Consider the following 25,100-nt stretch of genomic DNA (forward strand, 5'->3'; position numbering starts at 1 on the left):
CGCAAACTATCCGCTGGACGCGAGGAACCACCCCAGCAGACCGCGCTGGTCCTCGATCTCGGTGAGCACTCTCAGGAGGTTGCCCTCAGCGTTCGATCCCGGAATTCAGGAATCCGAAGGCCAAACATATGTGTGGATTTTCGTTACCTGCAAGTCGTTCTCTGTCGATCACCCTATAGGGGGACAGCGGCGTTCGAATTCACAAAGCTAGTATCTCGATACCTTCAGTTCATGCAATTGCATGATGGGATTGCATGGCTCGCCAGCCTGCTGGTTTCCTGCACAGCAGGCCGGGAGGGCGCGGGGAAGCCGAATAATCGAACGCAATGGTGCGGAGGTTCTGTATGGACGAGTACCAGAACGGGGTCCCGGCGGGATCCGTCGAAGCGAACTGGGTCAAGAGCAGGAAGAGCACGGCCAACGGCCAGTGCGTCGAACTGGCAGCCTTGCCGGAGGGTAAAGTTGCGATGCGCAACTCGACCGATCCGGGTGGACCGGCGCTCATTTTCAAGGCGTCGGAGATCGACGCATTCCTGGACGGAGTGAAGAACGGCGAGTTCGATGTTCTCGCGGTAGCCAACTAGGCTCAAAAGAAACCCAAATTCGAGGGACACGCGAGCTTCCGCCGTGTCAGGATGGGCAGGTGCCTATTCACGAATGGAGCTCGCGTGTCCACCCGCCCCGATAACTCTCTCCCGCTTTTCGGTCCAGGACGGCTTGCGGACGTCAGGCCGACTGCGGCTGGGCTCCTCCTCGGGGGCGCCCTCCGCCAGCGGCGTGATCAGTGCGGCATCACCATGAAAATTGCCGCGAAAGCGATCGGCGCTTCCGTCTCCAAAGTCAGCCGCCTGGAACGAGCTGAGAGTCCTCCGGACCTGCGTGACGTCACGGCATTGGCCGCCAAGTACAAGGTGAGTGCGGAGGACCGGGCTCAACTGGAGGTTCTTGCCCGGCGCGCCGTCGAAGCCGAATGGTTCGAGCCCTTCTTGGACTTCACCCCGGTGTGGATGCACCGGCTGATGGGCCTGGAAGCGGAGTGCGTCCAGCTCATGACGTACGAGATGAAGATCGTGCCCGGGCTGCTTCAGACCGACGACTACGCCCGGCAGATCATCAGCAACGGCCTGCCGGTTTCTGACGCCGACCAGGTAGAGCCGCGGGTACGCCTACGCCAGGAACGGCAGATGCGGTTCTTCGGTCAGATGCAGACCCCACAAGCGATCTTCCTGTTGGACGAGTCCATTATCTTCCGTCAGGTTGGAAGCCCAAAGACGATGAGCGGGCAGCTGCTCAAGTTACTGAATCTGCTCGACGTACCCGAGGTCAGTATCAGGTTCGTCCCCTTCGACAGCACTGTCGTCTCCAACCACGCTTCCATGACCCACCTCGTCTTCGCAACGGGTGGTTTGCGGCCCATGGTATTCATCGAGGGGAACGATGACGCGACGTACCACTCGAAGACGGAGGATGTGGAGCGTCACGTCGAACTGATGCTGCGGCTCAGTGCAGAAGCTGCTGCTTCACGGCGTCAGAGTCGCAGTATGCTGCAAAGGGCTCTCGAACGGTTCTCCGATTAGCTGCTGCGGTTACGGTCGGGGAGGGACTTCCGCCAGGCCGCCGAACTCGGTCCATTCAATGCTGCGCTGTCGTTGCTGTAGCTCGGAGTCCGGGCGCCAGTCAGTGACGTCTACCAGTCCTGGTGGTTTGACCGTAAGCCCACTGAAGTAGCTTTCCACGTCGCGCTTTTCTCGCACGCACCCCCAATGTCCCTGAGTCTGATCCAGCATCAGCTCCGTCACGTCGTGCCGGAGCTGTGCACTGTCGCTCACCAGGTGGCAGATCGCGACGAAACTGCCCGGCTTCAAACGCTCGACAACCCGCCGTACCAGCTGTCCCGGCCCCGCCTCGTTCGGAATGCAGTGCAGGACAGAAATGAACAGAGCGGCGACAGGCTCATTCAAATCGATGAGTTGTTTGAATTCTTCACACCCGAAGATGTATCCCGTATCCGCGATGTCGGCTGAGATGATCGCGGTTCGGTCGTTCTCATCCAGAATGGATCTTCCGTGGGCGAGGACCACGGGATCACTGTCGATGTATACGACTCGCGCCTGGGGATCGACTGCCTGTGCGATGTGGTGGACGTTCTTCTGCGTTGGCAGCCCCGACCCGAAGTCGATGAACTGCCGTATGCCGTGCTCTCTAGCCAGCACTTGGACGGCGCGCTCGCGAAACCAGCGGTTGTTGCGAGCCACCTCCCTGCTGGTCGGAGCGGAACTCAGCAGCCGCTCGCAAGCTACTCTGTCCGCTTCATAGTTATAATGTCCGCCCAGCAGCCAATCGAACATCCTTGCCGCAGATGGAACCGATAAGTCGATGCGCCTCTTGTCCGTCAACGGACAGACCCCTCCCGGTCGAGCCCCGATCTCTCCAGGGAATGAGGGCCATCATAGGAGGGCAGCCCAAGCGCCACCACCACTGTCAAGAGTGATGGTGGCGAAAACAGGGGCGCAGACGTAGCGTTTCACCGAAGAAGTTTACGCCCGGAGCCGACCGACTTTCACGGATGAGGTATGGACTCCTCCAGACGTTCGAGGGTCGCAGCGGGAAGCTGTCGCATGGCGGCCAGGAGATTGGCTGCCACGCCCGGCGGGTCCACTCCCATAAGATCAGCGACGGCCTTCACCGGCAGCCCCAGTCGGCAATGCAGCACCACTGCGTCAGCGCGCTCGTCAGACAACGAGTCGTACAGTCGGTCGATGGCCGGGTCCCGGCGGCAGAAATCACGACTCGCGGTACTGACCTGGACGCGGAGTTGACGCCAGGCGCCAGCTTCCGGGCGTGGCTCGCGCAGGAGGTTGCCCCATCGGCTCGCGACGATGCCGAACGTGGCGTCAACAGCAGCTCGGCCGACCGGTTCGTCCAGCAAGCGTGCCTGCGCGTATCGGAGGTAGAGAGGCTTCTGCAGCTCCACGAAAGCGAAATAGCCGACATCGCTCCATAGATTCGTTGCGACGAGACCACCTCCACAGAAGCAATGTTCCGCGGCCCGCGCGCCTCGGTGTATGCGGGTGTGGAGGTGCCGGGGAGATGCAGGAGTAGTGCGCCGTTCTTCGTACCGAGGTTCCCACACGGACGTGTCCTTAAGTCCAGGTGCCCTGCAGGCAAGTTCACTGCAGGCCGCTCAGGCGATCGTGCTTCTTCAGCGTGGAGTGGTGGCTGCTCGCGGGCCAGCTAGCGGCGAGCAGGCACTACGTCAGCCTCCGCAGGACCAGCTGAACTGGACGCTCAGACCGCAGGCCGACCTGTCCACCGCGCAGGTGAACTCCCATGGCGCGAACACCTCTGCGGCAACTGCGCCGGCCGCGACCAAGGAGAGTGTCAGCGCAACCAACTGAATGGCAGTGGCGATCGACCTGTCCTCGCAGAACACCGCGGGCATGAAACTAAAACTGATACCGTGCAATTGCCCGGAGGGCGACTGTGTGCGCCCTCGGTGAAATAGGTCAAGCATTCGCATCCCTGCCTTGATCGCATTGCACCCTGGGGAACGGGACGCCCCCCATTCCCCAGGGCGGGCTCCTCACGTGGAGCCGGGATGACGGTATCGCGAGCTGCGGTGCCGAACGGCCTCGAAGGCCCCTCATGCAAAGTCATCTGATAAGCGGAGCCGCGCGAGGTATTTTCACCACGCCCACCTCGAACATAGTGACGGAATTTCGAGCACCCGTTCGTCGCTGAGCGGCGAGACGAGCAGCACCGGCTGCCGGTCGGCCGTCCGTATCTGACCGCGGCAATCGACGTGGTCAGCCGGTGCGTGGTGACGCTGGAGGCGCCGTCGGCGCCGTCGGTCGGGCTGTGCCTGGTGCACGCGGCGATGGACAAGCGGCCGTGGCTGGAGCGGCTGGATGTGGAGGCGGTGTGGCCGATGAGCGGCAAACCGCGCGAGCTGTACGTGGACAATGCCGCGGAGTTCAAGAGCGAGGCCCTGCGTCGCGGGTGTGACCAGCACGGCATCGCCCTGCGCTACCGGCCACTCGGCCAACCGCACTTCGGCGGGATCATCGAGCGGCTGATCGGCACGATGATGCAGACGGTGCACGAACTGCCGGGCACCACGTTCTCCAGCACCGCCGAGCGCGGCGCCTACGACAGCGACGGACAGGCCGCGCTGACCTTGCGCGAGTTGCAGGGCTGGCTGGCGTTGACGGTGGCCTGCTACCACGGCCAGGCCCACGAGACGCTCGGTCGCACCCCGGCCGGAGTTTGGACGGAGAAGGCCTTCACCAGCGAACGCGCCGCCCACGCCCGCGCCGTATCCGAAGCCGCCGGCCGCCACATCGGCCGACCCGTCGCCCACCCCGACGACAAGATTGAGTACGCCAGGCTCCTCAAGAATCGGGGCCACAGCCTCGGGCAGATCGCGGCCAAGACCGGCATCCCCAAGACTTCCCTGCATCGCTACCTTCAGGCATAGCCGCAGTTACAGGCGTTGATCGTCAGCGTATGCCGGTGGCCGTGACGGCCGCGAACGCGCAGAGGGAGGCGTATTCTGCCGACGGCACTTACCTGACGTGTTGACTGCTCGTTGAAGGTGGAACCGTGGATCCTGTGTCGATGGCCACTCTTGCGGCGCTTGCCGGTGGCATGGGCGGTGAAGTGGGTCGTCAGATGTGGGCTGGTCTCACGAGTCTGGTCCGGCGTCCCGGAAGGAGCGAGGGGGATGACCCGGTGTCGGAGGGATCAGGTGCCGGGACCGGTGCGGCGGAGTTGGCCGCGCTGGAGACGGTCCCGGAGGATCCCGTACGGGCAGAGAACCTGGAGCGGGCGCTGCGTGCACGGGCTGACATGGATGAAGATTTCGCACGGGCGCTGCAGCTGTGGAGTGAACAGGTTCGCAGTGGCCTCGGCTGGGACACCAGCAGCGCAGGCACTCCTACCGGTGACACCTACGGTGGGGACCACATTGACCTCCGTCACGGCAGTTTCCATGGTCCTGTTCAGGTCAAAGGGGTGCAGCACAACCACACCTGAGCTGCGGGGAGATGGGCAGTGGGAGATCGTTACAGCGGCGACCACATCGATCTGCGGGGCAGCACCTTCCACGACAAAGTTGGTGTAGAGCATCATTACTATGGCGCGTCGCCAATGGCCTTGGCTTCGCTGCCTGCGGCACCATCGGGCTTCATCGGCCGCGTATCCGAACTTGATGTGCTACTCGGGCTGCTGGCTCCCACAGCAACCCCGGACGCGAGAGCGGTTGCGTCAGTCGCCGGCCCACCTGGCGTGGGTAAGACCGCCTTAGTCTTGACGGCCAGTCACACTGCCTATGAACGCGGCTGGTTCGGTGCCACCCTGTTCATTGACCTTCACGGCTACGATGAAGCGCCCGTTGCACCAGCCCAGGCCCTGGACTCATTTCTGAGGGCCCTTGGCGTTCCTGCCGTGCACATCCCGCCCACCGTGGAGGACCGGGCTGCCTTGTACCGGTCACGGCTCAGCTCCGTGGCCGAAGCCCAAGGGGCGGTGCTGATCATCGCCGACAACGCCTCCGCAGCCGACCAGGTCCGACCCCTGCTACCAGGCATCGGGCCGCACCGGGTGCTCATCACCTCCCGTCACACTCTGCCCACCCTCAGCGCCCGCCTCCTGGACCTGTCACTCCTGCCTCCTGACGACGCGACGCTGCTGCTCGACACTGCGGTACGTGTCGCCGACCCACACGACGACCGCCTCACCACGGCTGCGTCCGACACTCAGGAGCTGGCCCGGCGGTGCGGCCACCTGCCCTTGGCCCTACAAATCGCCGCGGCCCTCCTGGTCATTGACCCCCGCCTGACTCCGACTGGTCTCGCCACGGACTTGGCCAGGGTTCAGAGCCCCCTGGACCATCTGGACGACGGAGAGCGCGCCGTGCGGGCTGCGTTCGACCTCTCCTACCAACGCCTGTCTTCCGCCGTGGTCGACGTCTTCAGGCATCTTGCTCTCAACCCCGGTCCCGACCTGGCCACACAGGCCGCTGCCGCTCTGACGGGCCTCACCATGGGAGAAACCACGCGTCTGCTGGGAGAACTGGCCCGCGCCCACCTGCTGGAGCGGGGGCAGCGCCGCAACCGCTGGTACATGCACGATCTGATCCGGCACTACGCTGCGGAGCAGGTGGTGACCTACACGAAAGACGCTCCTCAACGGGCTCGTGAGTACCTCCAGTCCCGCGAACGGTTGCTGATCGACTATTACGGACGTACCGCTCTGAGCGCTGACGCTCAGCTACGGTCATGGTCCGGGAACGAACCATCCCATCTGTTCCCGGACAGAGGGCAGGCCCTGGAATGGCTGGGCGCTGAGCACAGCAATCTCATCGCGGCCGTCGCCTCCGCCTACGCGACCGGCCATGACTCCGTCGCCAAGGACTTGCCGCTGTGTCTCGCGGCGTACTTGGAGGAGAGGCGATACTTCGACGACTTGCTGACCACATCCAGCATCGGGCTCGCCGCAGCCAGAGAAGCCGGTGACCGCGACTCCGAGTACAGGGCACTGGGGAACCTCGGGATCGCCCTGGAAGGTCTGCGACGCTTCGATGAGGCCAGTGTCATCGCCCATGCGACTCTCTCCCTATGCCAGCAACTCGACGACCGGCACGGTGAAGCGACGGCCCACATCCACGTCGCCCGGGTCCTCGTCGAGCAGGGGCGTTTCGAGGAGGCTCTCACCGCCCTGGAGCAGGCCCACGGCATCTCGATAGAGCTTGGCGATCATCACGGTGAGGCAGCCGCGTGCAACCACATTGGTCGTGTACTGCTCAGGCAGCGGCGTTGCGAGGAGGCCCTGGCCCCGCTGAAGCGGGCCCGTGACCTCTGCCGGGAACTCGGCGATCGCCACGGCGAGGCCACCTCGTGGGGGAACCTCGGTTCCACATATCATCAACTGGGGCGCCTCACGGACGCGGTTTCCGCGCACCAGCAGGACCTGGCCCTGTGTCAGGGGCTCGGCGACCGCCACGGTGAGGCAATGTCCCGGACGAATCTCGGGATCGTCTGGATCGAGCAGCGGCGTTTCGGGGAGGCTCTCCCCTCCCTGGGACAGGCCCGTGACCTCTGCCAGGAACTCGGCGATCACTATGGTGAGGCGACGGTCTGGACGAATCTCGGCATCGTCTTCCGGGCGACCAGACTCTTCGACAAGGCCATTGCCGCTGCAGAACAAGCGATCCCACTCTTCCACGCGGCCGATGCCGCGTATGAGGCAGGACGAGCACTAAGCGGTCTGGCCCTGACTCTGCGTGCCGCAGGGCGTGGGGCGGAAGAGGTCCAAGCTACGTGGGAGGCTGCAGCGGACGCCTTTCGCTCGGGTGGTGCCGACGCGGAGGCCGCAGATGCCACGGTGATGGGAGCGAACCTGGCAGCGAACGATCTGCTCCTCGCCAATGTCCCTCATGTAGGGCCCGCCCCGTTCCCGTCGGCTTCCTGCGAAGAGGTCAGCCGAGAGTAGGTCGAGCACGCCGTGAAGTGCACCGAAGGGAACCGGTGAAGCCGATCTCTACCAACCCCTTCCCGTTGCCCACGTAGTTTTCCCATCGACGGAGGACCCCACCCCAACGAATCCAGTTCTCCCGAGACGTGGCGGAACCAATTTCTTCCGTTCGGCGGCGATGACCGACGCGGAGTGCGATCTGGCTGACGTCGTGACGCCGGAGGGCTGGAGCGCGGGGCGGTCGAGGACGCGGTCGATACGATCGACACGCCCGCCGACATCTTGGCGGCGACCGACTCGCCACGGTGCCGGTCTCCACCGCTGCCCTACACCGCCGACTTGCCCCAGGTGCCCCCGAGAGTGCCCGCGCCCCGGCTCACCGACCGCGGCGCCGAGGACCCGGGCGGGGCCGAAGGGCGCACGAACTACCGATTAGTAGGGGCCGAGGCCAGATCGCTCCACAGACCGCGCCGGATGGGTTGGCCGTCGGTAAGCAGTCCCAGGGCGGCGGCCACCTGTCGCCGGGAGGTCCGAGCTTCGTAGGCCCGCTGTCGGCACGAGCGTCGGCAGTAGTCTCGCTTCCGGCCGGTGCCCGACTGGTGGATCGACGTGCCGCACCACAAGCACAGGCGGTTGCCGTCTTCATCCTGGGGGATCTCCGCCATCCGCCATCGCCTTTCCTGGTCTGCGTCCCCCATTACGCCTAACCGCCATAGGTCCACCAGGTCACGCACAGCGCCTCCGGTATGTAGGCGGAACCGCTCGAAGGTCGCTTCGCGGTCCGGCGGCGGTTGCCGGACCGCCAGCCTCCACAGCGGCGCGTTCCGGCGCGCCAGCAGGTGCCAGGAGCAGATTGCCGAGACGCCCATAGCGGGGTGGTGTTACGAAACCCTTCTGCTACCCCTTGCCGCTCAGTCTCGAGCCAACAGGCCGTTGACCTGGGCAAACGCCAGGCGTCTGTGAGGGAAGGCCCGGGCTGCCCAGAAAATCGCTACGGTGTCACCGGTGCGGCACACGTGTGCCCGCATCGCAGCCCCGCCCCACGGCGGGGCTTTTTTGTTGCCCGTACCGCTGATGGCCCCCGGCGCTCCTCGTTCCGGGGGCCATCGGTGTTTCTGGATCCGGAAGGAAAGCGCACGGTGTCGAATCTCGTACTGGCCACGCTGCTTGTGGTTGGGGTGGGGGCACTTGTTTGTCTCACCGCGATGATGGTCCACGGACGGATCGCCCGGCAGGCGATGCGCCGTGCCCGAGCGGAAGACCTCCCTCAGATGCTGGAGACCAGCGGCCGGACGCTGACCGGTCTGCTGGGCGCCATGCGGTGGCGGGTCCGGCAGATGCTGCCGGGTGGCACCACGCAGACGGGTAGCTCCTTGGGCGATGCGGCGGCATCGCCAGAGGGCGGAACGGGCGCGGGGGAGGCAGGCCAGTGACACGCAAGGGGTACGGGCCGGACCGGGATCCGGTGGGGCGGCACGTCGGCGACGATGTCCTGGGGCGGGCCTTGCGAAAGGTCCTCACCGATGCACAGCGGCGGCTGCTCCTCGACTTCCTTCACGGGGCCCCGAGCCTGCAGTTGGCGAGTCAGATCGGCATCAAGGTCGACGTACTGCTGGGGATCATCTCGGGGCTCCTGGTGAAGTTGCGTGAATCGGAGTATGGCGATCAGCTTCGTCAGGAGTTGCAGAGCCGTTTTGGTCCCCGGCACTCCGCCCTGGTGTGGGAGGGCGCCAAAGAGGTGCCGATTCACCGGTGCGAGCGGGCGGGCTGCACAGCCCCGCCCTTCACCCAGAAGGCGGTCGGACGCCCCCGCCGGTACTGCAGTTCCCGCTGTCGGCAGGCCGCTTACCGGGAGGCCAAACGCCAGGAAGCCCTGGGTCTGAGCACAGCAGCAGACCGGCCCGGCCGGTCACACGCGCGGACCGGCTGGGGAGCCGATGGGCGTCGCCGGAAGTACCGGCTCCAGAACTACGCGGATGAACCAGCGGAGTTCCCGGCCCCGCAGCAGCCTGCGAGGCACTGGCCAATCGCCGAGTGGTATCTGAATCTGTGGTTCCCACGACTACGCCAGACCGCGCATCCCCGCGCCTCGGCCACCTTCTCGGCCCACGGCGGCCGCTTCGGCATTGTGGTGGGGCACGCGAACTCGGGCAAGGCGTCGATCGTGACGTTCGACGGCCAGCACCGTTGGCGGAACCTGTCCCTCGCCTTCCGCAGGCAGGGCACTTCCTGGGAGTTTCTTGGCCGTTGGGCGTCGATGGTCGACGAGCTGCACTTGCTTTCCCCAGAGCCTCCGACGTGGACGCGCTCCGAGCCCTCCGTGCTCGCGCCGGCTCCCACCACGCTGACCAGTCCCCTCCGCGTGAGGCTACCGCCGCGTGCGGTGGCCGGGCTCCTCGCCCAGGTGCCGCTCCCCCTCCCCGTCTTCGGGGACAAGTTCCGCCCCGAGGGCAAGGCAGAGTCCCCCCGGGGCGGCTCCGCGAGTACTCCTCTCAGAATCAAGAACGCGCGCCCGCCAGTTCCAGGGGCGCCTTGGTGCAGGAGGCGTCGGTCTCGACCGCGCCGCCGTCGCGCGTGACCGCCACGGGGCCTGGACGGCTGTTCGGGCCCCGCCGGTGAACGCTCAGCCAACGACCTCGTGCCGGGCCTGGCCCTGGCCCCATCGCGCTCGGCGTCGAGGTTCGACACAAACGCTGAAGGCCCGGGAGCCCGGGCCTTCAGGTGAACCTCTGCGGGGAGGAGCCGAGGAACACAACCTCGACGGGTCCGGATGCGTTCCGCACGGATCTGATCTTCCCACCGGCCTACATCTTGATCAGATAAAGCTCCGGACCTGCGGGCCGTAAGGCTCTCACTGGCGATTGCGCATGCCCAGCTGCACGCCACCGATGGCGGTGACAGCCGTGCCGATACTCCCGACGGCGGCTGCGGCTTCTGTGTTGTGGGTCAGGGACAGGACGACGACCCCGACGATGGATACGAGTCCGGTCAGGACCGTCAGCCACCTGAGCGGAGCGGAGCTGGGCTGCGGGGTCGCGCCTGGGGTACGGTCGAGGGGCGTCACTCGGTCAGTTCTCCTTACAGCAGGACGGGCCGCCTCGACGACACGAGAGGGAGACCTCCGCGCGGCCAGCCGGCAAAGCAAGGACCGCGCAGGGGTCTCCCTTCGTCATGTCACCGAAGGGCGTTTCGGTAGCCACAACCGTACTGGGCGGCGTCGACAGCGAGCGGGCACTCCGTACCCGGTTGGGCCGGGTACCGGGGTGCGTACTGCGCTCCGGGGGAACGTGGTTTGCACCGTCCGGTATCGTGTTCTTCGACCCCTTGCCTTCGCGCTACATTCGTCAAAAAGCGCAGGTCACAGCCAGTTCGCGACTCGCACACGCAACTGTAAGGCTGTGCTCCAAATCACACGATGTACTGCCCATCGAGTGTTGTTCTTTGGGGCTTTCGGCTCTGTTTGGATGATGAACTCCATCTCGAGCTACTCGCCGAACTTGCCGCCGACGCACAGCATGGCGCCTCCCGCGTACCGCTACCGACTTCGCGATGTCGGCGGACGGGCAGCGGTGTTGGCGAGCGTCGGCCGCACGGTCTCCGGGCGCCACCGCTGACCCCGCTTGGGCCCGGATGCCCTCCGGAGTCGAGCACCGCAGCGATCTCGCGGTACGACAGCTCGTCCTCATCACGGAGCCCGGCGGGCTCGAGCGCGGCCTGCTCCATCTCCTCTTCGGTCAGCTCCTTCTTGTGGGCCTGCCAGCCGTGTGGTGGGGCGCCGTACGCGCACTCGCCTTCTCCCCTTGATGCGGCGGCCGCTTGATGCGGCGGCCGCGGCGGAGCTTGGCCACGATCATGCCGCAGTCGAGCTGCCCGAAGATGCCCATCATCTGGCGCATGGCAGTGCGCATCGGGTCCTCGGGAGAGGGCGGGCAGGATCTTGCCTTGGTCGGCCATGAACGCGCGGCCGCCGTGCTGCCACATCTGGACCAGGGCCGCCTCCTGCACAACCAACTCGCGCGACAGGCGGTCCAGGTTCTCGGTCAGGCCATCGGGCTCGCGAGTGGCCTCGCGCCCGATGTCGCCCGCCGCCGACTTGGACGGTCATCTGCTCCGTCCCCTTGACGAACAGCAGGCCGCGCCTGCCCGACCGTGATCAACGTTGACCACGGCCTTCTTCACCACGAGCCCGGTCTGCCCTCAGCTTCGACCGAACCGGTGGCGACCCAAGGGGTCGGACCTGTTGGGGCTAACAGGTCCGACCGGGGCCGAGCTGGGTGGTTGCGGAGCGTCAGGTGAGGCCGACGGCGCAGGGTCGGCGGCTGGTCGGTGGTGTTGGTGAGCATCCGGCGGACGGTCTCCGGGTGCCAGCGCGCCCCTCGTTTCGGCTGGATGCCCTCAGCCTCCAGGGCGGCGGCGATTTCGCGGTAGGACAGCTCGTCGCGCGGAGGCGGCCAGGCCTGCTCCATCCCTCGGCACTCCCAGTCCAGGTGGCGACTCGACCCGCCGCCCAGCTGAGAAAGCACACGTCAGCCCCGGTCGGACCTGTTGGATCTAATAGGTCCGACCGGGGCTGAGTGTGCAGGGTCAGGCGCGACTGACAGCAGCGTTGTCGGTACGCTCCGACTCGTGCTCGTCTCCGTAGTACACGACGATCGCCCCTACGTCGACGAGCTTCCCAACGTTCCGGCTGAGCGTGTGCGAGACAGTCTCCATCCAGGACGACTCGCCGTCGTTGAGAATCTCCTCCGTGTCCCAGTCCGGCACCTCGATCCATACCGTGACGCGGCCGTGCCGGTATTCCAGCTGCCAGTCGACGGCCTTACTCAGCGCGTCATAGATCTCATAGGGGAGCTCGGGCAGCAGCCCCCACTCGGTTCCCTGCATCATGCCGGTCCACATCTTCCGGGCCGCCGTCTCGATCGGATCCGGGCCGGCCGCCGCCTCGTCCGCGCGCCGCCACAGGTCCCGGGCTTCGCCATCGAGCGCGTCCAGGCGCTGCTCGCTAGCAGCGGCAGCCAGGTTCAGGACGATGGCCATGGTCGTGTGCAGGGTGGGCAGCTCCGGCTGACTGAGCGCCTTCTGGAAGGTGCCGTGCGCGAGGCGGGCCGCCTTGGCTGCGGCCCGGCCGCTCAGGCCGGACCGGACGAGGAGGCGGTGCATGAGTTCCACCAGCTCGCGGTGAGGGCCGTACGGCAAGTCGGGCGGGGTGATGTGTCCGGATCGGCCCATCGGGCGGTGCTCCCTGGCAATCGAGGCGGAAGGGACGGGGGAAGTCGTGCGCGGGGCGGGGCCCCAGCGGGCGTACGCCCAGCGGGAGAGCGCCAGCAGAAACCCGACGAGGAGCCCTGCCACGGTCTCCTCGGCAATCGCGCGGAGGTCCATGGCTCGACGATTTCAGTACCGTGGGGCGCCATGGACACTTATGGTCACCGGTCTCTCACGTCAGCCCAGCGACGGCCCGTCTCTGGCCCGTTGCCCAGTCGGCGGCGACCTGGCGGCCGCGTCTCCACCTAGTCCTCGTCGTCGGAGTCAGTTCCGTTGAGATGTCTATGAACCGATCAGTTCGTGGACAGGTGTGGCGTGGCGGCGGCACGCCAGGCTGAGTCGACTTCCGGGCGTCCAACAAAAGTGTTCAGCATGAAGGCCAGACGGGGCTCGCCGTTACGAAACTCTTCACCCTCTCCCCCACAACTCCAGGACCTGCGGAAACAAGCAGTTTGACGAGGGGTCACGAGGTGTGAGAAGCTCCCTCTCGGGACGCCATTCGTGCGTCCCTTTGCTGTTTGAGGCTCTCCTTCTCGGTTGAGAAGTGGGGGCCTTTTGCGTTTCCGACCAGGCCCCCGGAGCCATGCTCCGGGGGCCGTTTTTGTTCCCGGAGGCTCCCACCTTGTTGTCCGCTCTCGCTCCCGGCACCGTGTTCGGCGTGCCGGTCTCGCTGGCGCTCTGCGTCGTTGCCGTACTGGTGGTCATGCTGCTGCTCGTCGCGGCCATGGCGTGGTCCGTGCTGCGCCGGGTCGACCGGGTCGATCTCCCGGTCGCCCTGCTGGGACTGGCTCACGTGATATCTGCGCTGTGCGGGCTCCTGCCATGGGGCAAGCCGACGCCGCCGCCCGCGCTGCCGCAACCGCGCGAAGAAGACCCGCACACGGAGCCGCCAGTTGTGCCGGCTGTGCTCCTGGTCCGGGGTGAGACAGCCGGTGGCGGCCCTCTGGCCCAGCGGGAGGAGCCGTGAGCGGGTTCTGGCGGGGCCATACCGAACCTCGCCCCCGGGTGGAGCGCGTCGCCGGGCTCGACGAGGCACTGAGGTCGATCTCCCTGCGGCAAGCCAAGGCATTCCTGGCCTGGGTGCTCTACGGTGCGTCCGCTGACGTGATCGGCGAGAAGCTCGGCGTGACGCCGGAGAGGGCACGCCAGTTGGTCAGCCTGGGGGCATCGGCTCTACGCCATCCATCGCGAGCCCTAACCATGCGGGAGTATCTCGACACCGACGGGCAGACTCTGCTGATCGACGAAGGTCTGCGTGCCCTGCTCCGGGAATGGCGGCTGGAGGAGATGTTCGCCCCTGAGTGCCGCCAGTGCGGCCACCGCTACCCCCCCAAGGGCTTTAGGGGCCCATCGGGTGGGGCAGGTGGCCGCCCCCGCCAGTACTGTTCGAACGCATGCCGTCAGAAGGCATACCGGGAGCGCCGCCGGTGAGATCACGGTGGCCGGTCCGTGGATCCTGGGTACCGGCACCCCTACGCGGTGCGCTGGCGCTTTCGCAGGGTCGGCGGCTGGTTGGCAGTGTTGGCGAGCATCCGGCGGACGGTCTCCGGGTGCCACCGCTCCCCGCGCTTCGGTCGGATGCCCTCGGCCTCCAGCACGGCGGCGATCTCGCGGTACGACAGCTCGTCCTCGTCGCGCAACTGGCGGGCGCGAGCGCGGCCGGCCTGCTCCATCTCCTCCTCGGTCAGCTCCTTCTTGAGGGCGGTCCAGCCGTACGGCGGGGCGCCGTAGGCGTACTGGCCTTTCTCCCCTTGATGCGGCGGCCGCGGCGGAGTAGGGCTAATTGGGGCTGACCCGCATCGTCCGGCGCTGTTCAGGTGAGGCCAGCGGCGGCGCTGTCGTCCCATAGCGGCGGCCGGTCTCCCCGCAAATGACGCAGCCTCGGGGTCCCGAGCGTCCGCGGCTTCCTGCAGGAGTTCCAGGACGCTTGCGCTATAGCCCGTGGTGTCCATGCCGTCCCAGAACCGGCGGGCAACGTCGTCCTCGGTGGGTCGCGCGGCGGGCCAGGACCAGCACGCGGGCACACCGGTACGGGGACGGCGCCTGTAGCGCCTCTCCGAGGCACCACTCTGACTCGGGACGTCCGTCGAGGCGAAGTACGCCGGTACCGGTAGCATCATGTTCGCTTCACCAGCTTCTCCTCGAACTGCGCCACATACGAGCGCAGTTCACGAGCCCCCGGTGTCTGACCGTCAGATGCCGGACCGAGAAGAAGGTGAGGTGGTGCTGTGAGCGTCCCCCTGGGCAAGCGCAGTACGGAGAAGCGGAGCACCTACGAATGGCTCACGCTCTCCGTCGAGGTAGCGAGCTTATTGGTGGCGATCATCGCGCTGGTGGGACAGTTCACTCAGTGAATCTGAGTGCCCACCCCAGGTCCGGGAGACGACCGCGCCGCTGGACATGCAGCGAGCCCGGTCGCTGGTTGGTCGACCGGGCTCGGTAACGGCAGGAGGCTCGGTTCCGGTCTAGGCCACCGGTTCCGGGCCTCTTTGCGTGCTCTGACCTGGGCGATCTGCACGCGGGCGACTATCGAAGTACATAGACAATCTCAGTTATGCAACATGTCGCCGGGGCCAACCATACCTGCCCCTTGTCTCTTAAGGCTCTACGGCGGAACGCCTTCGCCCGTCTCGCGGCCCTCAGTACAGTACGGCTGACCTGTGAGTTGCATCACAGGACCCGTCCAGGCTCGCCGTCTGCGCCCTGGGCTAACTCGCCTGCGGTCCGTGCCCGCTGTTCCTGCGGCGCAGTGGCCACCATTGCCGGGGAGGGGCCGGAGGTTCCAGGGCCGGGCGCAGCGCTTCGTGGAACTCCGTCAGGGCCCGGGTGATCCGCTCCTCGTCCGCGTAGCTCTCGCCGACTGCCGTGAACACCTCTTCTACGGCCGCCGCGAGTCCCGGCTCCTGGCGCCTCATCAGCGGCGCGACGGCCGCCCCCAGACGGCCGAGGGGTGCCGCCAGCCGTTCTGCCGACGCCGCACTTCCCTGATCCCACTGGCCGATCACGGCGGCCACCGCCTGGTTGGCCGCCATCACTCCCGCGGACCCCCGCCGCGGAGACCCGGCGTAGGCCGCGCTTCCCCCGACCAGTGCCCGCAAGAGGACCATCCCCCTCGCCCTCCATCCGCCCCACAGATGGTCATGGGCGACGCCCGCCACCTTCAGCGCTACCGCCACCGCCACGAATTCGTTGGCCTGCGCTTCGAGCGCGGCCCGGTCCGCCGCGGCTTCCTTACGGGCCTCCGTCCGTCGAGTACGTCTGTCGTTCTCCCACGCTCCGAGGAACAGGAGAACCACGGCACCGACCGCGCCGGGCACCGCGTTGAGAAGTGCATCGTTCATGTGCACCGGGACACCGCAACCAGCCTGCGAGGTTCCAACGGTGGCTACCCGTACGCGTGTTCTGGGGGCCCGTTGGTTCCCTAGACGGCTCTCAGCAGCTCTCAGCGGCTTCCAGCGCGGCCATGGGCTGCCCGGCGGCCACGCGTTCGTCGTACTCGCGCAGCAGCCGCATGACGGTCGCCAGGGAAGGGTCCGGCCCTCGGTACCACATGGCACAGGTGGTAAAAGCCGTCCATGAGGGTCCAGTTGGTCTGGGATAATCCCATATCAGTCCAGGTTGGAGCCTCACAGTCCAGGGCAGTCCGTACAGTCTGTGAGATCTGTGTGAGGCGTGTGGGGACTGCTCTGGGCTGACGCGCGCGTTCTAGGACCCGTCTTCAAACGGATCTTGCCCAGAGCAGGAGTGATGCGAGTGTGACCGCTGCTTCGTAGCAGGTGGCGGTCTTTTCGTATCGGGTGGCGATGCCGCGGAAGCCCTTGAGCTGGTTGGAGCAGCGTTCGACGAGGTTGCGTCGGCGGAACTCGTGGACTATTGCTCACCCAAGTCCGGCCGCAGCAAGGTATGGCACCTGACGTCGGCGGGGCAGCGGGCCGCTCACTAGTGCCGCGTCAGTCAAGGTTTGCCCGGTAGCGAGCCGTCCTGGTGCGGTCAGCTGCAAGGCGCCGGATCGGCCTCGTAGCGGGCCTACTCGGTCGATTCGGCAACGCCGCAGATGGCCGTGCCAGGGCGGCCAGCGGGGTGAACCTTGGCTGACGCGGCACTAGAGCGGTGACGTCCCGATCCGTCCGAACGCAGCGACAGGAGAGAAGGTAATAGCCGCTGGCCTCGCCGAGCACGGCCTGGCCGTCACCGAGACCCTGGTGCGGTGGGGCGCGGTTCTCATGGACTGGGACGTCGAGGTCGCCCACACCATCGACAAGGTGCGCGGCGTGATCTCCGACGCGGTGCTGTACCGGCCCGGCCGGGGCGCCGAGGTCGAGTTGGTCGAGGTCGACCGCTTCACGATGTCGATGTCCCGGCTCGTGGGGAAGCTGTACGCGTATGAGGCGTACAGCCAGGCCACCTACAAGGAGGGCGCGCGCGGCACGATCGGCACGACGAAGTGGCTGTGGCGCGATCGGTACCCCCGCAGCGAACGCTTCCCCGTGGTCCGGCTCATCCTGGCCAACGGGAACGAGGTGTCGCTGAATCAGCGGGCTGCGCAGCTGGCGCGGCGGATCCACGGCATCGGCATCCGGATCGACTACGCCCCGCTGCCCATGCTGCAGCGGCTCCCGTTCGACCGGTGGCGGTGGCGCGGCATCGGCCAGCCCGACGGTGAGGTGCCCCGCCTGGTCTCGTGACTCCCTGCGGCACCGGGCCGCCGGGTCACCGGTTGGACCTGTTGGGTCTAAAGGACCTAACAGGGGTTGAGCTGCACTGCTCGTCGATTCCTGGCGCAGGCTCCGGTGGTCCATGGAACTGTACGTGGCACTGAAGCAGCAGGCCCGGCCCGTGATGACGAGCTTGGCCGCGATGTCCCGCAGGCTCATCTCCTGCTCGCGCAGCTGCAGCGCTATGGCGAGCATGGCATCGTCGGTGACGCTGGCTCCGCCGATCGACTTGCCCCGGGTCCGGGCCGACTCGTGGCCCTCCAGGGTGCGGTCCCGGATGTACTCGCGCTCCATGCCGGACAGGGCGGCGAGCACGGTGAAGACGGCGCCGCCCGGGTCGTGGCTGCCCTGCAGTTCGCCGGTGAGGAACTCCAGGCCGATGTCGCCGGCGCGCAGCTCCTCCGCGAGCGTGGCGAGGTCGATGCCTCGACCGAGGCGCTTGTGCTCGTGCACGACGAGAGTCACGGCGACACCGGAGGAGCGGATCTCGCGGGCGAGGGCAACCGCGGCCTCCAGCTCCGGGCGCTTGGTGGCGCGGGTCGAGATCTTCTCCGAGAAGACCCGGGTGACCCCGGCCGCCGCGAGGGAGTCGAGCTGGGAGTCGAGCGACTGGCGGGCGGTCGATGCGCGGGCGTAGCCGATGCGGACGTGGCCGACCGGTTCGGCGCCGGCCCCGGCCGGGCGCGGCAACTGCACCCAGGGCGTGCCGGGCTTCCGTACTGCGGGGACGGCAACGTTCAGCGCCTTCGCCAGCGAGGGCACGAGCCGGAAGCGGGCGGTGTGGTACTGGATCGCCACCGACCCTTGGTCGTACGGCACGGGGAGCCCGCCGGGGCGGCGCAGGTGGACATGGGGCAGTCGTGCGCTTCAACGCGCTGGTAGTCGTCGCTCACGCGATCACTGTTTCAAATGCCAGCCCATTTGGAACGACCCATGAAACAAGAAACGTGCAGCATGATCGGTACGCGGCAGGATGTTTCATCAGCGACCACCTATGGAACAGCGGGGGCCACTGGCTCCCAAGGCGCCGCTCGCATCCAGAGATCCAACACCTCTCGCCGGACGTCATTGCCTACTGCGAGCGCCTCCAACAAGATCGAAGTGGTGCGCCGAGAAGCTACGCCTGGACCCGCCTCCGCGTTATGCACTGTGCTCTTTGACAGCGACGCACGCGCAGCAAGCTCTCGTATCGCCATATCGCCCTCCAAGCGGAGAGAGCGCAGCCGATTTTGGAACTCCTCCAACGCGGGGTCCTTCCTCTCGGAACGCTTCCTCGGTGGAGTCTGGTATGTGATCTCGCGTTCGCGGGGGCGTACAAGGGCTAGCTCGGATCCCGTGGCTTCCCGCAACCGCAACCACTCGGGTATATCCCGCGCACCGCCCACTGCCCACGCCTCGACCATGGCGCACAGTGTGTCTGTCGATGGCAGCCGCGTACCGCTGAGCGCCGCGTAGATGGATGACTCGCTTGTGTGCCACTGGGATGAACCAGCGATGCCTGAGGGCGAGATCTGCGCCGCAGCCCTGGTGCCACCCGCCCGTGCGATCGCCTCGATCTGCAGCTGCCTCAACCGTGCAGCGAGGGCTCCTAACGGATGGTTCGGATCGATCGGACGACGGCGGTTCGCCATACCTGCACCCTATCTATGGTCCCGTCAACTCCCGCGTGGACGCGGGTGGACCCGCATTGTCTCCAGAATGTCCAGCGGGCAGCTACCGAATGATGGCATGGCCCATAGCAAAACGGCCCGTCGGATTGGTTGGTCGCCCCCGACGGGCCGCGACACCCCACCTGCGTGAACAAGGGAGAGTCATGGCCAACCGTACCCGTGAGAACCAATCGGGCCAGGGGAGCCTTCCGGCGCAGCCCGGTCCACCCCACGAAGCCGCCAGGCCGACATCTCAGAGCTCCCGCATGCGTCTCCTCGACCATGCAGTGCGAGGCGCCGCGTCCGGCACTGCCCGTGCAGTGACGACGTGGGTCATCCGATTGGTCGAACACCACCTATGAAACAGCCGGGTGCCCAGTCCGCAACGGCGTCCCGGCCCGTCGCGTCGGATAACGAGACTCGGCTTATCCGACATGATCGCAGTCGCAGGGAAGAATGCGAGATTCTTTGACAGATCGCCGCCGTCCCGAGCCCGAGAGATGGAAGCTCACAGACCGAAACCCAGGAGGCACCCATGAGCACCTTCTCCCCGAGGACACACCGGCGCGCTCCAGTCACCTTCCAGCGGCGCCCCAAGTTCCAGTGCTTCATGAGGGAGTTCGACCGCACCTTCCTCGTGCTGGGCGCGCACAGGGTCCGCCAAGCCCCAGCACTCCACCGGCGGGCCACCCCCCGCAGGACTTCGCTGCGCTCGTGGCCGACGACCATCAGCGCCAGCCTCCCCGAACTCATGCGCATCACGACGGCTGCGGCGAAACTGAGCCGTGCCGACTTGGTCCAGCTCGTTGAGCGTCGGCTTGCGCCGCACGCTCCGAGGGGCGCGATTCCTTTCTATGAGGTCGAGCTCCTGGGCAAGGCGTTCATCGCCCTTGGCCGCCTGGCGTTGCTCGACCCCGATCCCCAGGTCCGCGCCGAAGCGCAGCAGGCCGTGGATGAGGCGCTGCAGGCGCGGCAGGCCATCTTGACGAGCGCAGGGCTGGGCGACTGGAAGCCGGTGGTTGCCCGGTTCGCCCGGAAGTACCTCGGGATTGACCGGGCCGACGAGGAGTGGCTGGAGGCCGTGTCCATGGCGCTGCTCGGTGACTGGGTGGACGCCCTCGATGCTCTGTCCTCGGGAGATGATCGCACTTTGCACCATCTGAGGCGGGAGCCCCGCACCGTGCACCGGCATCTGATGCCTCTGTGGGAGAGGAAGACCGGGCCTGGCCGGGTGTGGATGCTGGACTACCGCCTGCCCTCCGGCGAGACACTGCTCACGATCGTCGGCGGCTCATACCGGATCGACGATGAAGCCCTGCCCTGGGCTCCGGAGAGGAGCGACGCCATCAGGGTGCTCGGCCGACTGAAGAAGGATGAGCAGCAGGTGGCGCACGCCTATGCCCTGAACGGCGGCTCGTGGACGGAGGCCGCCGTCAGCGCCGGCTTCCCAGAACAGCTCGGGCAGCGGGTGATGCGCAAGCTCCGCAGGCTCGGTCTGCAGTTCCAGCAGCAGCGCGCCGCGATCGGCCCCGCCACTGCGGGAGCCGCCTCATGAACACCGTCATGGAGCTGCTCCTGGCGACCCTGCCCGAGTTCCTGGGAAGCCTCGCCGCCGCCCTCGTCGTCGCTGGGGTCACGGCCGGGGTTCGGAGATTTCGTCGCCAGCCCCCGGGGCGTGGCTGTAACCACACCTCCCCGATTCACCCAGTTACTCCTGTTGGGTCTAACAAGTGAGACGGCCCCTCGGCGGCGCGACCCGTGAGCCGCGATCATGACCACATCACACAAAAAGGATAAAATCACTGACAGGGTGTCACCGGGCCGCCGACCGGGCATCGTCGCCCCGAGCACCAGGCAACTCGCCCTTCCACCGAGTTGCTCCGCTAACGCCCGGGGCCCGCGGGTGGGGTGCCGCTCTTCGAGCCGTACGCCGGGAGAAGGAGTACGACGCGCATCGGGCCCAAAGGCGCGTCGACCTGCCCGTGTACGAGATCCTGCGTGACTCCCTGCCCAATTTCCTCGGCGGCGTGGCCACCGCGCTCGCGCTCGCTGCCGCCAGTTGGGCCACCCAGAAGCTCCGCCAGCACCGCAACCGGGACCAGCCGCCCGGCGACGGGGCCGCGTAAGGGCCCTTCATGCGGGGCCCGTCGACTCCGACGGGCCCTCATCACCTGTTACCGCATCGAACGCTGACCGCCCCTGCGACCAAGGGCCGCCAGAACGCCACAGCCACCGCACACTGAGGCAACCGGTGCCGGGCCGGGTCCGGAAGGTTCCGTGCTCTTCCGGCTGTAAGCGGATAAAACGTCGAACCCGCCCGCTCCCGGCGGCCAGTCGGGCAGACTGCCCTCGGCACGGCGCTGCCGGTACGAATGGGCGTACCGGGAGCGATGTCCGACACGCTCGCGGGGCCGGAGCGGGTGCCACAACACGCATAGGAACCAGACGTACTCGAAGGAGCAGACGCGCGATCGGGCCCCCTCGGCGCGTCGGCATGCCTGTGTACGAGATCCTGCGCGACGCTCTGCCCAACTTCCTCGGCAGCATAGCCACCGCACTCGCTCTCACCGCCGCCAGCTGGGCGGCGCAGAAGCTCCGCCAGCGCCGCGACCGGGGCCAGCCGCCCGGCACCGGGCCGCGTAGCGAGGATTGACCGTCGCGGCCACGATGATCGTCGTCTGTCGCTGGTCAACTCTTGCCCAAGCCCGGATCTCCGGGCCCGGATGTCGGAAGGCTCGGCCTGGATTCCCAGGCCGACCCTTCCGACAGTTTCGTGATCAGGCCTTCAGCTTCGCGACAGGGCCCATGATCCGCTTCTACGGCAAACAGCCCCAGCCGCACGTCTCCCGTGTCTCCGCCGCTGGAGCGCCCGCGTCATTCGGGGCCTGGCTCAGGCGATGCGCCGTCGGAACCTGATGACGCCGTTCCACCAGTTCGCCCGCGTGAGACAGGACATCGCGCTCTGACGCATGAGCGTGACGAGCTTCTCGCGGAACGGCATCCCCTTCTGCTCGGTGCCTTCGGAGTGAGGCACGCGCGTGGTCTCCTTCCGGAAGGCGGGGAGGGAGACGATGGCCCCGGTGATGCTGATCCACATCGAGAAGGCCTCGACGAACTCGGGCTTGATCGCCCACAGGATCACCAGGACGATCAGGAACCCGGTGGTCCGCCTGCGCCGAGGCGCGAGAGGATGGTTCCGGGTGTTCTCATTCGTGGTGGGCATCGCCCACCTCCTGTTCTGCCGACCTGGTCGGCGGTGGGGACCGCGCCGCCCCTTCTGGCCCGTGAAACCTGTCGGGGCGGTGCGGTCTCGTTTCCCTCCGAGCTGTTACTCGGAGGTGTCCTTGGGGGCGGGCGTGGGCAGCCCGCGGTGGTGGAACGGGTGCCGGAGGGCGTAGAGGGGCCGGGAGGCCCGGCCCGAGGGAACGGCGAGGGTCTCGTAGACCTCGGAGCCGCTCTGCTCCAGAACACCGTTGTCGATCAGGTCCCTGATGCCGTTGGCGACGGTCCGCTCGGCCAGGCCGTACCACTGGCTGATCCTGGCGTGGGCGAGCGGGAACTTGGGCACCTTGCCGGGTTTGCGCTGGGCGAGAGCGATCAGGTACATCGCCTTGCCGGGGAGCGACAGGGACGTGTGCAGACCGCGCTCCCAGTACTCGAAGGGCAGCTGCAGGTACGGCGTATCGGTCACAGGCGGCTCATAGACCTCGCCCGATCCGTCCTCGAGGAGCTTGGTGACTGTGGTCCGCCGGCCCTTCCCACGGGCCGTGGTGATGAGGTCCAGTTCCTTCAGGGCCTTCCACGCCCGGGAGACCGCGGACGCACCGGTCTTCTCGTCGAAGATGCCGATGGTCCTGGCCCACGTCGCGGACCAGTCGGTCACCGAGTAGTCACCCCCGCCGGTGACCGCGGCCACCAGCAAGTACAGGTCCAGGGCGCGCTCCTGCCGACTGGCGACCAGGGACCGCAGGGCTCCGTGCGCGGTATCGGGGGCTTTCCCGACCTGGAGGAAGGCCCTCCTGATCGGCACCGTCCTGTTCGCGCGCTTCGAGCGCTTCAGGAGCAGCTCGATTGTGCGCTCCTGGGTCATGGGCATGGAGGGGTCGTCGGCCTCCAGCCCGGGCTCTGTCGCCTGTTTCTCGGTCACCGTCATGCTGTCCATCATCGCATGAAGTAACGGCAGTTGGGCATCTGGTTTCCGCAGTCAGCTCCGCTGACTTGACGGTTGGTAGTCCAATGTAGATTCCTAGGTTCTATGGCTATGTGGATTACCGTGTAAGACGCACATTCAGATGTCCTGTAAGTGGGTCGGCGTGCCGTTGGGCAGTCGGACGTCGCCTGGTTCATCTTTCCTCCGCGCGCAAAAATCTTTGGGTCGCGTGAGGCTTCCACCTCGGTGATGCTGCCCGGGCCACCGGCCCAACTGCAGGCGATCGACTACCGCTACGCCTCCCCGTGCGTGGGATCGAACGACCGGAAGGGCACTGTCAGTGCCGCCTGCTATCTGGTGTCCTGACAGATAAGCCGCGATACGCGTCGGATCGCCAGGAGATGCGATTCATGCCCTTCACCGCGCTGCACCCCGACACTGGCCGCCTCGATGCCACCCTGCTGGATCTCGGATGTGGGATGGAATGGGCCCGGCTCCATAAGGTTCGGCCCCGCGTCCCGCTCACCTGCCCTGAATGCGCCTGGGGCGTCCACGCCAAGGTCTCCCGCTATGGCGTGCGGTTCTTCTGCCACGACCCGGGGCGGCCACCTTCGTGCGAGCTGTCGAACGAATCGTGGGAACACCACATGCTCAAGCTGGAGCTGGCGGGCGCGATCCGCGCCGCCGGATGGTACGCCGAGCTCGAAGTCCCGGCCGAGGACGGTTCATGGCGAGCGGATGTCATGGCGTCTTCCCCGGACGGCGCGCAGCGCATGGCCTGGGAGGCGCAGCTGTCCCCGATCACGGTGGAGGACATCCGGGCCCGGACCGCGCGCTACCGGGGCGAAAGGATCGGGGTGTGCTGGGTCTGTCCGCACAAGAAGCCGCCGCAGTGGATGGGGGCGGTGCCGGCGGTGCGAGTGCGCGCCCCGGAGACGAGGGAACAGCCCTGGGTGGTGGACGACGGGGTGGCGGGCTTCGACTTCGCCGCGGGCGGCTGGGCCTTCCGGGAGGAGGAGTTACAGCAGTTCGTCCGGTGGGTGCTGCACGGGCAGCTCGCACCCTGCAGGAGCCTGCCGCGCTACCGGCGGGTGGTCCGGGTCATCGACGACCAGCACTGGGTGTTCAGGCGGGATCTGTGGTGGACCTCCCGGCAGTCAGTCCGCGCCCAGACCGAGCATGAGGAGATGCGCCAGCGTCAGGAGAAGATCAAGCAGGAGCGCGAGGTCCGCAAGAAGCAGTTGGAGGCCGAGGCCGAGCTTCGGCGCAAGGAGCTGGAGGAGGCGGAAAGGCTCCGCCGCGCGGAGGAGGTCGCCCGCCTCCGGAAGGTGCAGAAAGAGGAGCACCGCGTCCGTATGGCGGAGATGCGTCGGCGGTGGGCGGAGGAGGAAGCACACCGTCAGCGCGAACAGGCCGAGCAGGAGGAGAAAGAGCGCCAGGCCCTGGAGACGGCGAAGGCATGGTGGGCCCGGTTGTCCCGGCAGCAGATCCAGGAGCTGTTCGCCGCCGTGGCTGAGCGGGCCTGTCGCGAGGAGCAGCGGCGAGTGGAGGTCCCGGAGAAGCCCAGCATGGCCGCACACTTCGCCTACGGCGTTCCGCTGTACTCGCAGGGGCGGTTCACCGCCCTGTACGGGATCGTGCGCCCGTGCCCGGACCTCGTTTCCCTTTCGCCGCAGCTGTCACATCAACGCGTCTTCGTCCGTAACGCCCAGGAGGCACGTCAGCTCGGCGAGGTTCTGGGTGGGCGGATCACGCACTTCGACCTGCCGGAGCACGAGCAGCTGACCGTGTACTGAGGTCGGCGCCACGACGCGTGACGTGCCAGGGTCCGCCGCCGAACACTCCTCC

General features: G+C 66.9%; 26 protein-coding genes and 2 pseudogenes. 14 read left to right on the top strand and 14 right to left on the bottom strand.

The window, feature by feature from the left end; all coding sequences use genetic code 11:
* Positions 1 to 344: 344 nt before the first annotated feature.
* Together ACZ59A_RS26775 and ACZ59A_RS26780 are read left to right on the top strand one after the other, a co-directional pair.
* Positions 345 to 584, top strand: coding sequence for a DUF397 domain-containing protein (locus tag ACZ59A_RS26775; protein WP_470963225.1), 240 nt, complete (start codon positions 345 to 347; stop codon positions 582 to 584).
* 84 nt (positions 585 to 668) lie between these two features.
* Positions 669 to 1,577, top strand: a complete 909-nt coding sequence (locus tag ACZ59A_RS26780; protein ID WP_470963228.1) for a helix-turn-helix domain-containing protein — start codon at positions 669 to 671, stop codon at positions 1,575 to 1,577.
* Positions 1,578 to 1,586: 9 nt separating this feature from the next.
* On the opposite strand, the gene ACZ59A_RS26785 is transcribed toward ACZ59A_RS26780, so the two are convergent.
* Both ACZ59A_RS26785 and ACZ59A_RS26790 read right to left on the bottom strand, forming a co-directional pair.
* Positions 1,587 to 2,396 carry an SAM-dependent methyltransferase gene (locus tag ACZ59A_RS26785; RefSeq protein ID WP_470963231.1) on the bottom strand — a complete coding sequence of 270 codons (810 nt, stop codon included), beginning with the start codon at positions 2,394 to 2,396 and terminating at the stop codon, positions 1,587 to 1,589.
* Between the two features lie 164 nt (positions 2,397 to 2,560).
* Entirely contained in the window at positions 2,561 to 2,974 is a 414-nt protein-coding gene (locus tag ACZ59A_RS26790) for a hypothetical protein (RefSeq protein ID WP_470963234.1), read from the bottom strand.
* An 843-nt stretch (positions 2,975 to 3,817) separates the two neighbouring features.
* On the opposite strand from ACZ59A_RS26790, the gene ACZ59A_RS26795 reads away from it, so the two are divergent.
* The 4 genes from ACZ59A_RS26795 to ACZ59A_RS26810 all read left to right on the top strand — a co-directional run bounded on the left by ACZ59A_RS26795 (position 3,818) and on the right by ACZ59A_RS26810 (position 8,906).
* Entirely contained in the window at positions 3,818 to 4,477 is a 660-nt protein-coding gene (locus ACZ59A_RS26795; protein ID WP_470963237.1) for a helix-turn-helix domain-containing protein, read from the top strand.
* Positions 4,478 to 4,617: 140 nt separating this feature from the next.
* On the top strand, positions 4,618 to 5,034 hold the full coding sequence (locus ACZ59A_RS26800; RefSeq protein WP_470963240.1) for a hypothetical protein: 417 nt from the start codon (positions 4,618 to 4,620) through the stop codon (positions 5,032 to 5,034).
* An 18-nt stretch (positions 5,035 to 5,052) separates the two neighbouring features.
* Positions 5,053 to 7,491 carry a tetratricopeptide repeat protein gene (locus ACZ59A_RS26805; RefSeq protein WP_470963243.1) on the top strand — a complete coding sequence of 813 codons (2,439 nt, stop codon included), beginning with the start codon at positions 5,053 to 5,055 and terminating at the stop codon, positions 7,489 to 7,491.
* Positions 7,492 to 8,582: 1,091 nt separating this feature from the next.
* Complete coding sequence (locus ACZ59A_RS26810) at positions 8,583 to 8,906, top strand: hypothetical protein (RefSeq protein WP_470963246.1); 324 nt, start codon at positions 8,583 to 8,585, stop codon at positions 8,904 to 8,906.
* Positions 8,907 to 10,324: 1,418 nt separating this feature from the next.
* Here ACZ59A_RS26810 and ACZ59A_RS26815 read toward each other — a convergent pair.
* The 4 genes from ACZ59A_RS26815 to ACZ59A_RS26830 form a co-directional block, all read right to left on the bottom strand.
* Positions 10,325 to 10,537, bottom strand: coding sequence for a hypothetical protein (locus ACZ59A_RS26815; RefSeq protein WP_470963249.1), 213 nt, complete (start codon positions 10,535 to 10,537; stop codon positions 10,325 to 10,327).
* Between the two features lie 670 nt (positions 10,538 to 11,207).
* The gene (locus tag ACZ59A_RS26820) at positions 11,208 to 11,381 is read right to left on the bottom strand and encodes a hypothetical protein (protein ID WP_470963252.1); all 174 of its coding nucleotides are present in this window, start codon (positions 11,379 to 11,381) and stop codon (positions 11,208 to 11,210) included.
* A 267-nt stretch (positions 11,382 to 11,648) separates the two neighbouring features.
* Positions 11,649 to 11,939 (bottom strand): recombinase family protein, encoded by a 291-nt coding sequence (locus tag ACZ59A_RS26825; RefSeq protein ID WP_470963255.1) that lies wholly within the window; start codon positions 11,937 to 11,939, stop codon positions 11,649 to 11,651.
* A 118-nt stretch (positions 11,940 to 12,057) separates the two neighbouring features.
* The gene (locus tag ACZ59A_RS26830) at positions 12,058 to 12,855 is read right to left on the bottom strand and encodes a hypothetical protein (protein WP_470963258.1); all 798 of its coding nucleotides are present in this window, start codon (positions 12,853 to 12,855) and stop codon (positions 12,058 to 12,060) included.
* Between the two features lie 505 nt (positions 12,856 to 13,360).
* Here ACZ59A_RS26830 and ACZ59A_RS26835 point away from each other — a divergent pair.
* The gene (locus ACZ59A_RS26835) at positions 13,361 to 13,705 is read left to right on the top strand and encodes a hypothetical protein (RefSeq protein WP_470963261.1); all 345 of its coding nucleotides are present in this window, start codon (positions 13,361 to 13,363) and stop codon (positions 13,703 to 13,705) included.
* Complete coding sequence (locus tag ACZ59A_RS26840) at positions 13,702 to 14,169, top strand: hypothetical protein (protein WP_470963263.1); 468 nt, start codon at positions 13,702 to 13,704, stop codon at positions 14,167 to 14,169. Before ACZ59A_RS26835 ends, ACZ59A_RS26840 begins: the two co-directional genes overlap by 4 nt.
* A 41-nt stretch (positions 14,170 to 14,210) precedes the next feature.
* Here ACZ59A_RS26840 and ACZ59A_RS26845 read toward each other — a convergent pair whose 3' ends face one another.
* Positions 14,211 to 14,585, bottom strand: a complete 375-nt coding sequence (locus tag ACZ59A_RS26845; RefSeq protein ID WP_470963265.1) for a recombinase family protein — start codon at positions 14,583 to 14,585, stop codon at positions 14,211 to 14,213.
* 381 nt (positions 14,586 to 14,966) lie between these two features.
* On the opposite strand from ACZ59A_RS26845, the gene ACZ59A_RS26850 reads away from it, so the two are divergent.
* A complete protein-coding gene (locus ACZ59A_RS26850) occupies positions 14,967 to 15,092 on the top strand; it encodes a hypothetical protein (RefSeq protein ID WP_470963268.1) in 126 nt (41 codons plus the stop codon).
* 354 nt (positions 15,093 to 15,446) lie between these two features.
* Here the strand turns inward: ACZ59A_RS26850 and ACZ59A_RS26855 are convergent, their stop codons facing one another.
* Positions 15,447 to 16,079 (bottom strand): hypothetical protein, encoded by a 633-nt coding sequence (locus ACZ59A_RS26855; RefSeq protein ID WP_470963271.1) that lies wholly within the window; start codon positions 16,077 to 16,079, stop codon positions 15,447 to 15,449.
* A gap of 377 nt (positions 16,080 to 16,456) precedes the next feature.
* A pseudogene (locus tag ACZ59A_RS26860) lies at positions 16,457 to 16,600 on the bottom strand (IS5/IS1182 family transposase); the annotation flags it as partial.
* Positions 16,601 to 16,859: 259 nt separating this feature from the next.
* Between ACZ59A_RS26860 and ACZ59A_RS26865 the strand changes: the two are divergent.
* Entirely contained in the window at positions 16,860 to 17,423 is a 564-nt protein-coding gene (locus ACZ59A_RS26865; protein ID WP_470964419.1) for a replication-relaxation family protein, read from the top strand.
* Between the two features lie 318 nt (positions 17,424 to 17,741).
* On the opposite strand, the pseudogene ACZ59A_RS26870 reads toward ACZ59A_RS26865, so the two are convergent.
* The 3 genes and pseudogenes from ACZ59A_RS26870 to ACZ59A_RS26880 all read right to left on the bottom strand — a co-directional run.
* Positions 17,742 to 18,215: pseudogene (locus ACZ59A_RS26870) on the bottom strand (recombinase family protein); the annotation flags it as partial.
* Positions 18,191 to 18,304 carry a hypothetical protein gene (locus ACZ59A_RS26875; RefSeq protein WP_470964422.1) on the bottom strand — a complete coding sequence of 38 codons (114 nt, stop codon included), beginning with the start codon at positions 18,302 to 18,304 and terminating at the stop codon, positions 18,191 to 18,193. The gene ACZ59A_RS26875 and the pseudogene ACZ59A_RS26870, both read right to left, overlap by 25 nt.
* 141 nt (positions 18,305 to 18,445) lie before the next feature.
* Positions 18,446 to 19,084 (bottom strand): helix-turn-helix domain-containing protein, encoded by a 639-nt coding sequence (locus ACZ59A_RS26880; protein ID WP_470963274.1) that lies wholly within the window; start codon positions 19,082 to 19,084, stop codon positions 18,446 to 18,448.
* Positions 19,085 to 19,637: 553 nt separating this feature from the next.
* Here ACZ59A_RS26880 and ACZ59A_RS26885 point away from each other — a divergent pair.
* The 3 genes from ACZ59A_RS26885 (at position 19,638) to ACZ59A_RS26895 (ending at position 21,755) form a co-directional block, all read left to right on the top strand.
* Positions 19,638 to 20,657, top strand: a complete 1,020-nt coding sequence (locus ACZ59A_RS26885; RefSeq protein ID WP_470963277.1) for a hypothetical protein — start codon at positions 19,638 to 19,640, stop codon at positions 20,655 to 20,657.
* A gap of 427 nt (positions 20,658 to 21,084) precedes the next feature.
* The gene (locus ACZ59A_RS26890; protein WP_470963280.1) at positions 21,085 to 21,228 is read left to right on the top strand and encodes a hypothetical protein; all 144 of its coding nucleotides are present in this window, start codon (positions 21,085 to 21,087) and stop codon (positions 21,226 to 21,228) included.
* Between the two features lie 368 nt (positions 21,229 to 21,596).
* Entirely contained in the window at positions 21,597 to 21,755 is a 159-nt protein-coding gene (locus ACZ59A_RS26895) for a hypothetical protein (RefSeq protein WP_470963283.1), read from the top strand.
* Positions 21,756 to 21,992: 237 nt separating this feature from the next.
* Here ACZ59A_RS26895 and ACZ59A_RS26900 read toward each other — a convergent pair whose 3' ends face one another.
* The gene (locus tag ACZ59A_RS26900; protein WP_470963286.1) at positions 21,993 to 22,325 is read right to left on the bottom strand and encodes a hypothetical protein; all 333 of its coding nucleotides are present in this window, start codon (positions 22,323 to 22,325) and stop codon (positions 21,993 to 21,995) included.
* A 105-nt stretch (positions 22,326 to 22,430) separates the two neighbouring features.
* A complete protein-coding gene (locus ACZ59A_RS26905) occupies positions 22,431 to 23,255 on the bottom strand; it encodes a hypothetical protein (RefSeq protein WP_470963289.1) in 825 nt (274 codons plus the stop codon).
* Between the two features lie 407 nt (positions 23,256 to 23,662).
* On the opposite strand from ACZ59A_RS26905, the gene ACZ59A_RS26910 reads away from it, so the two are divergent.
* Entirely contained in the window at positions 23,663 to 25,048 is a 1,386-nt protein-coding gene (locus tag ACZ59A_RS26910; protein WP_470963292.1) for a competence protein CoiA family protein, read from the top strand.
* Positions 25,049 to 25,100 lie beyond the last annotated feature (52 nt).

The organism is Streptomyces sp. NPDC040405 (assembly GCF_055595765.1).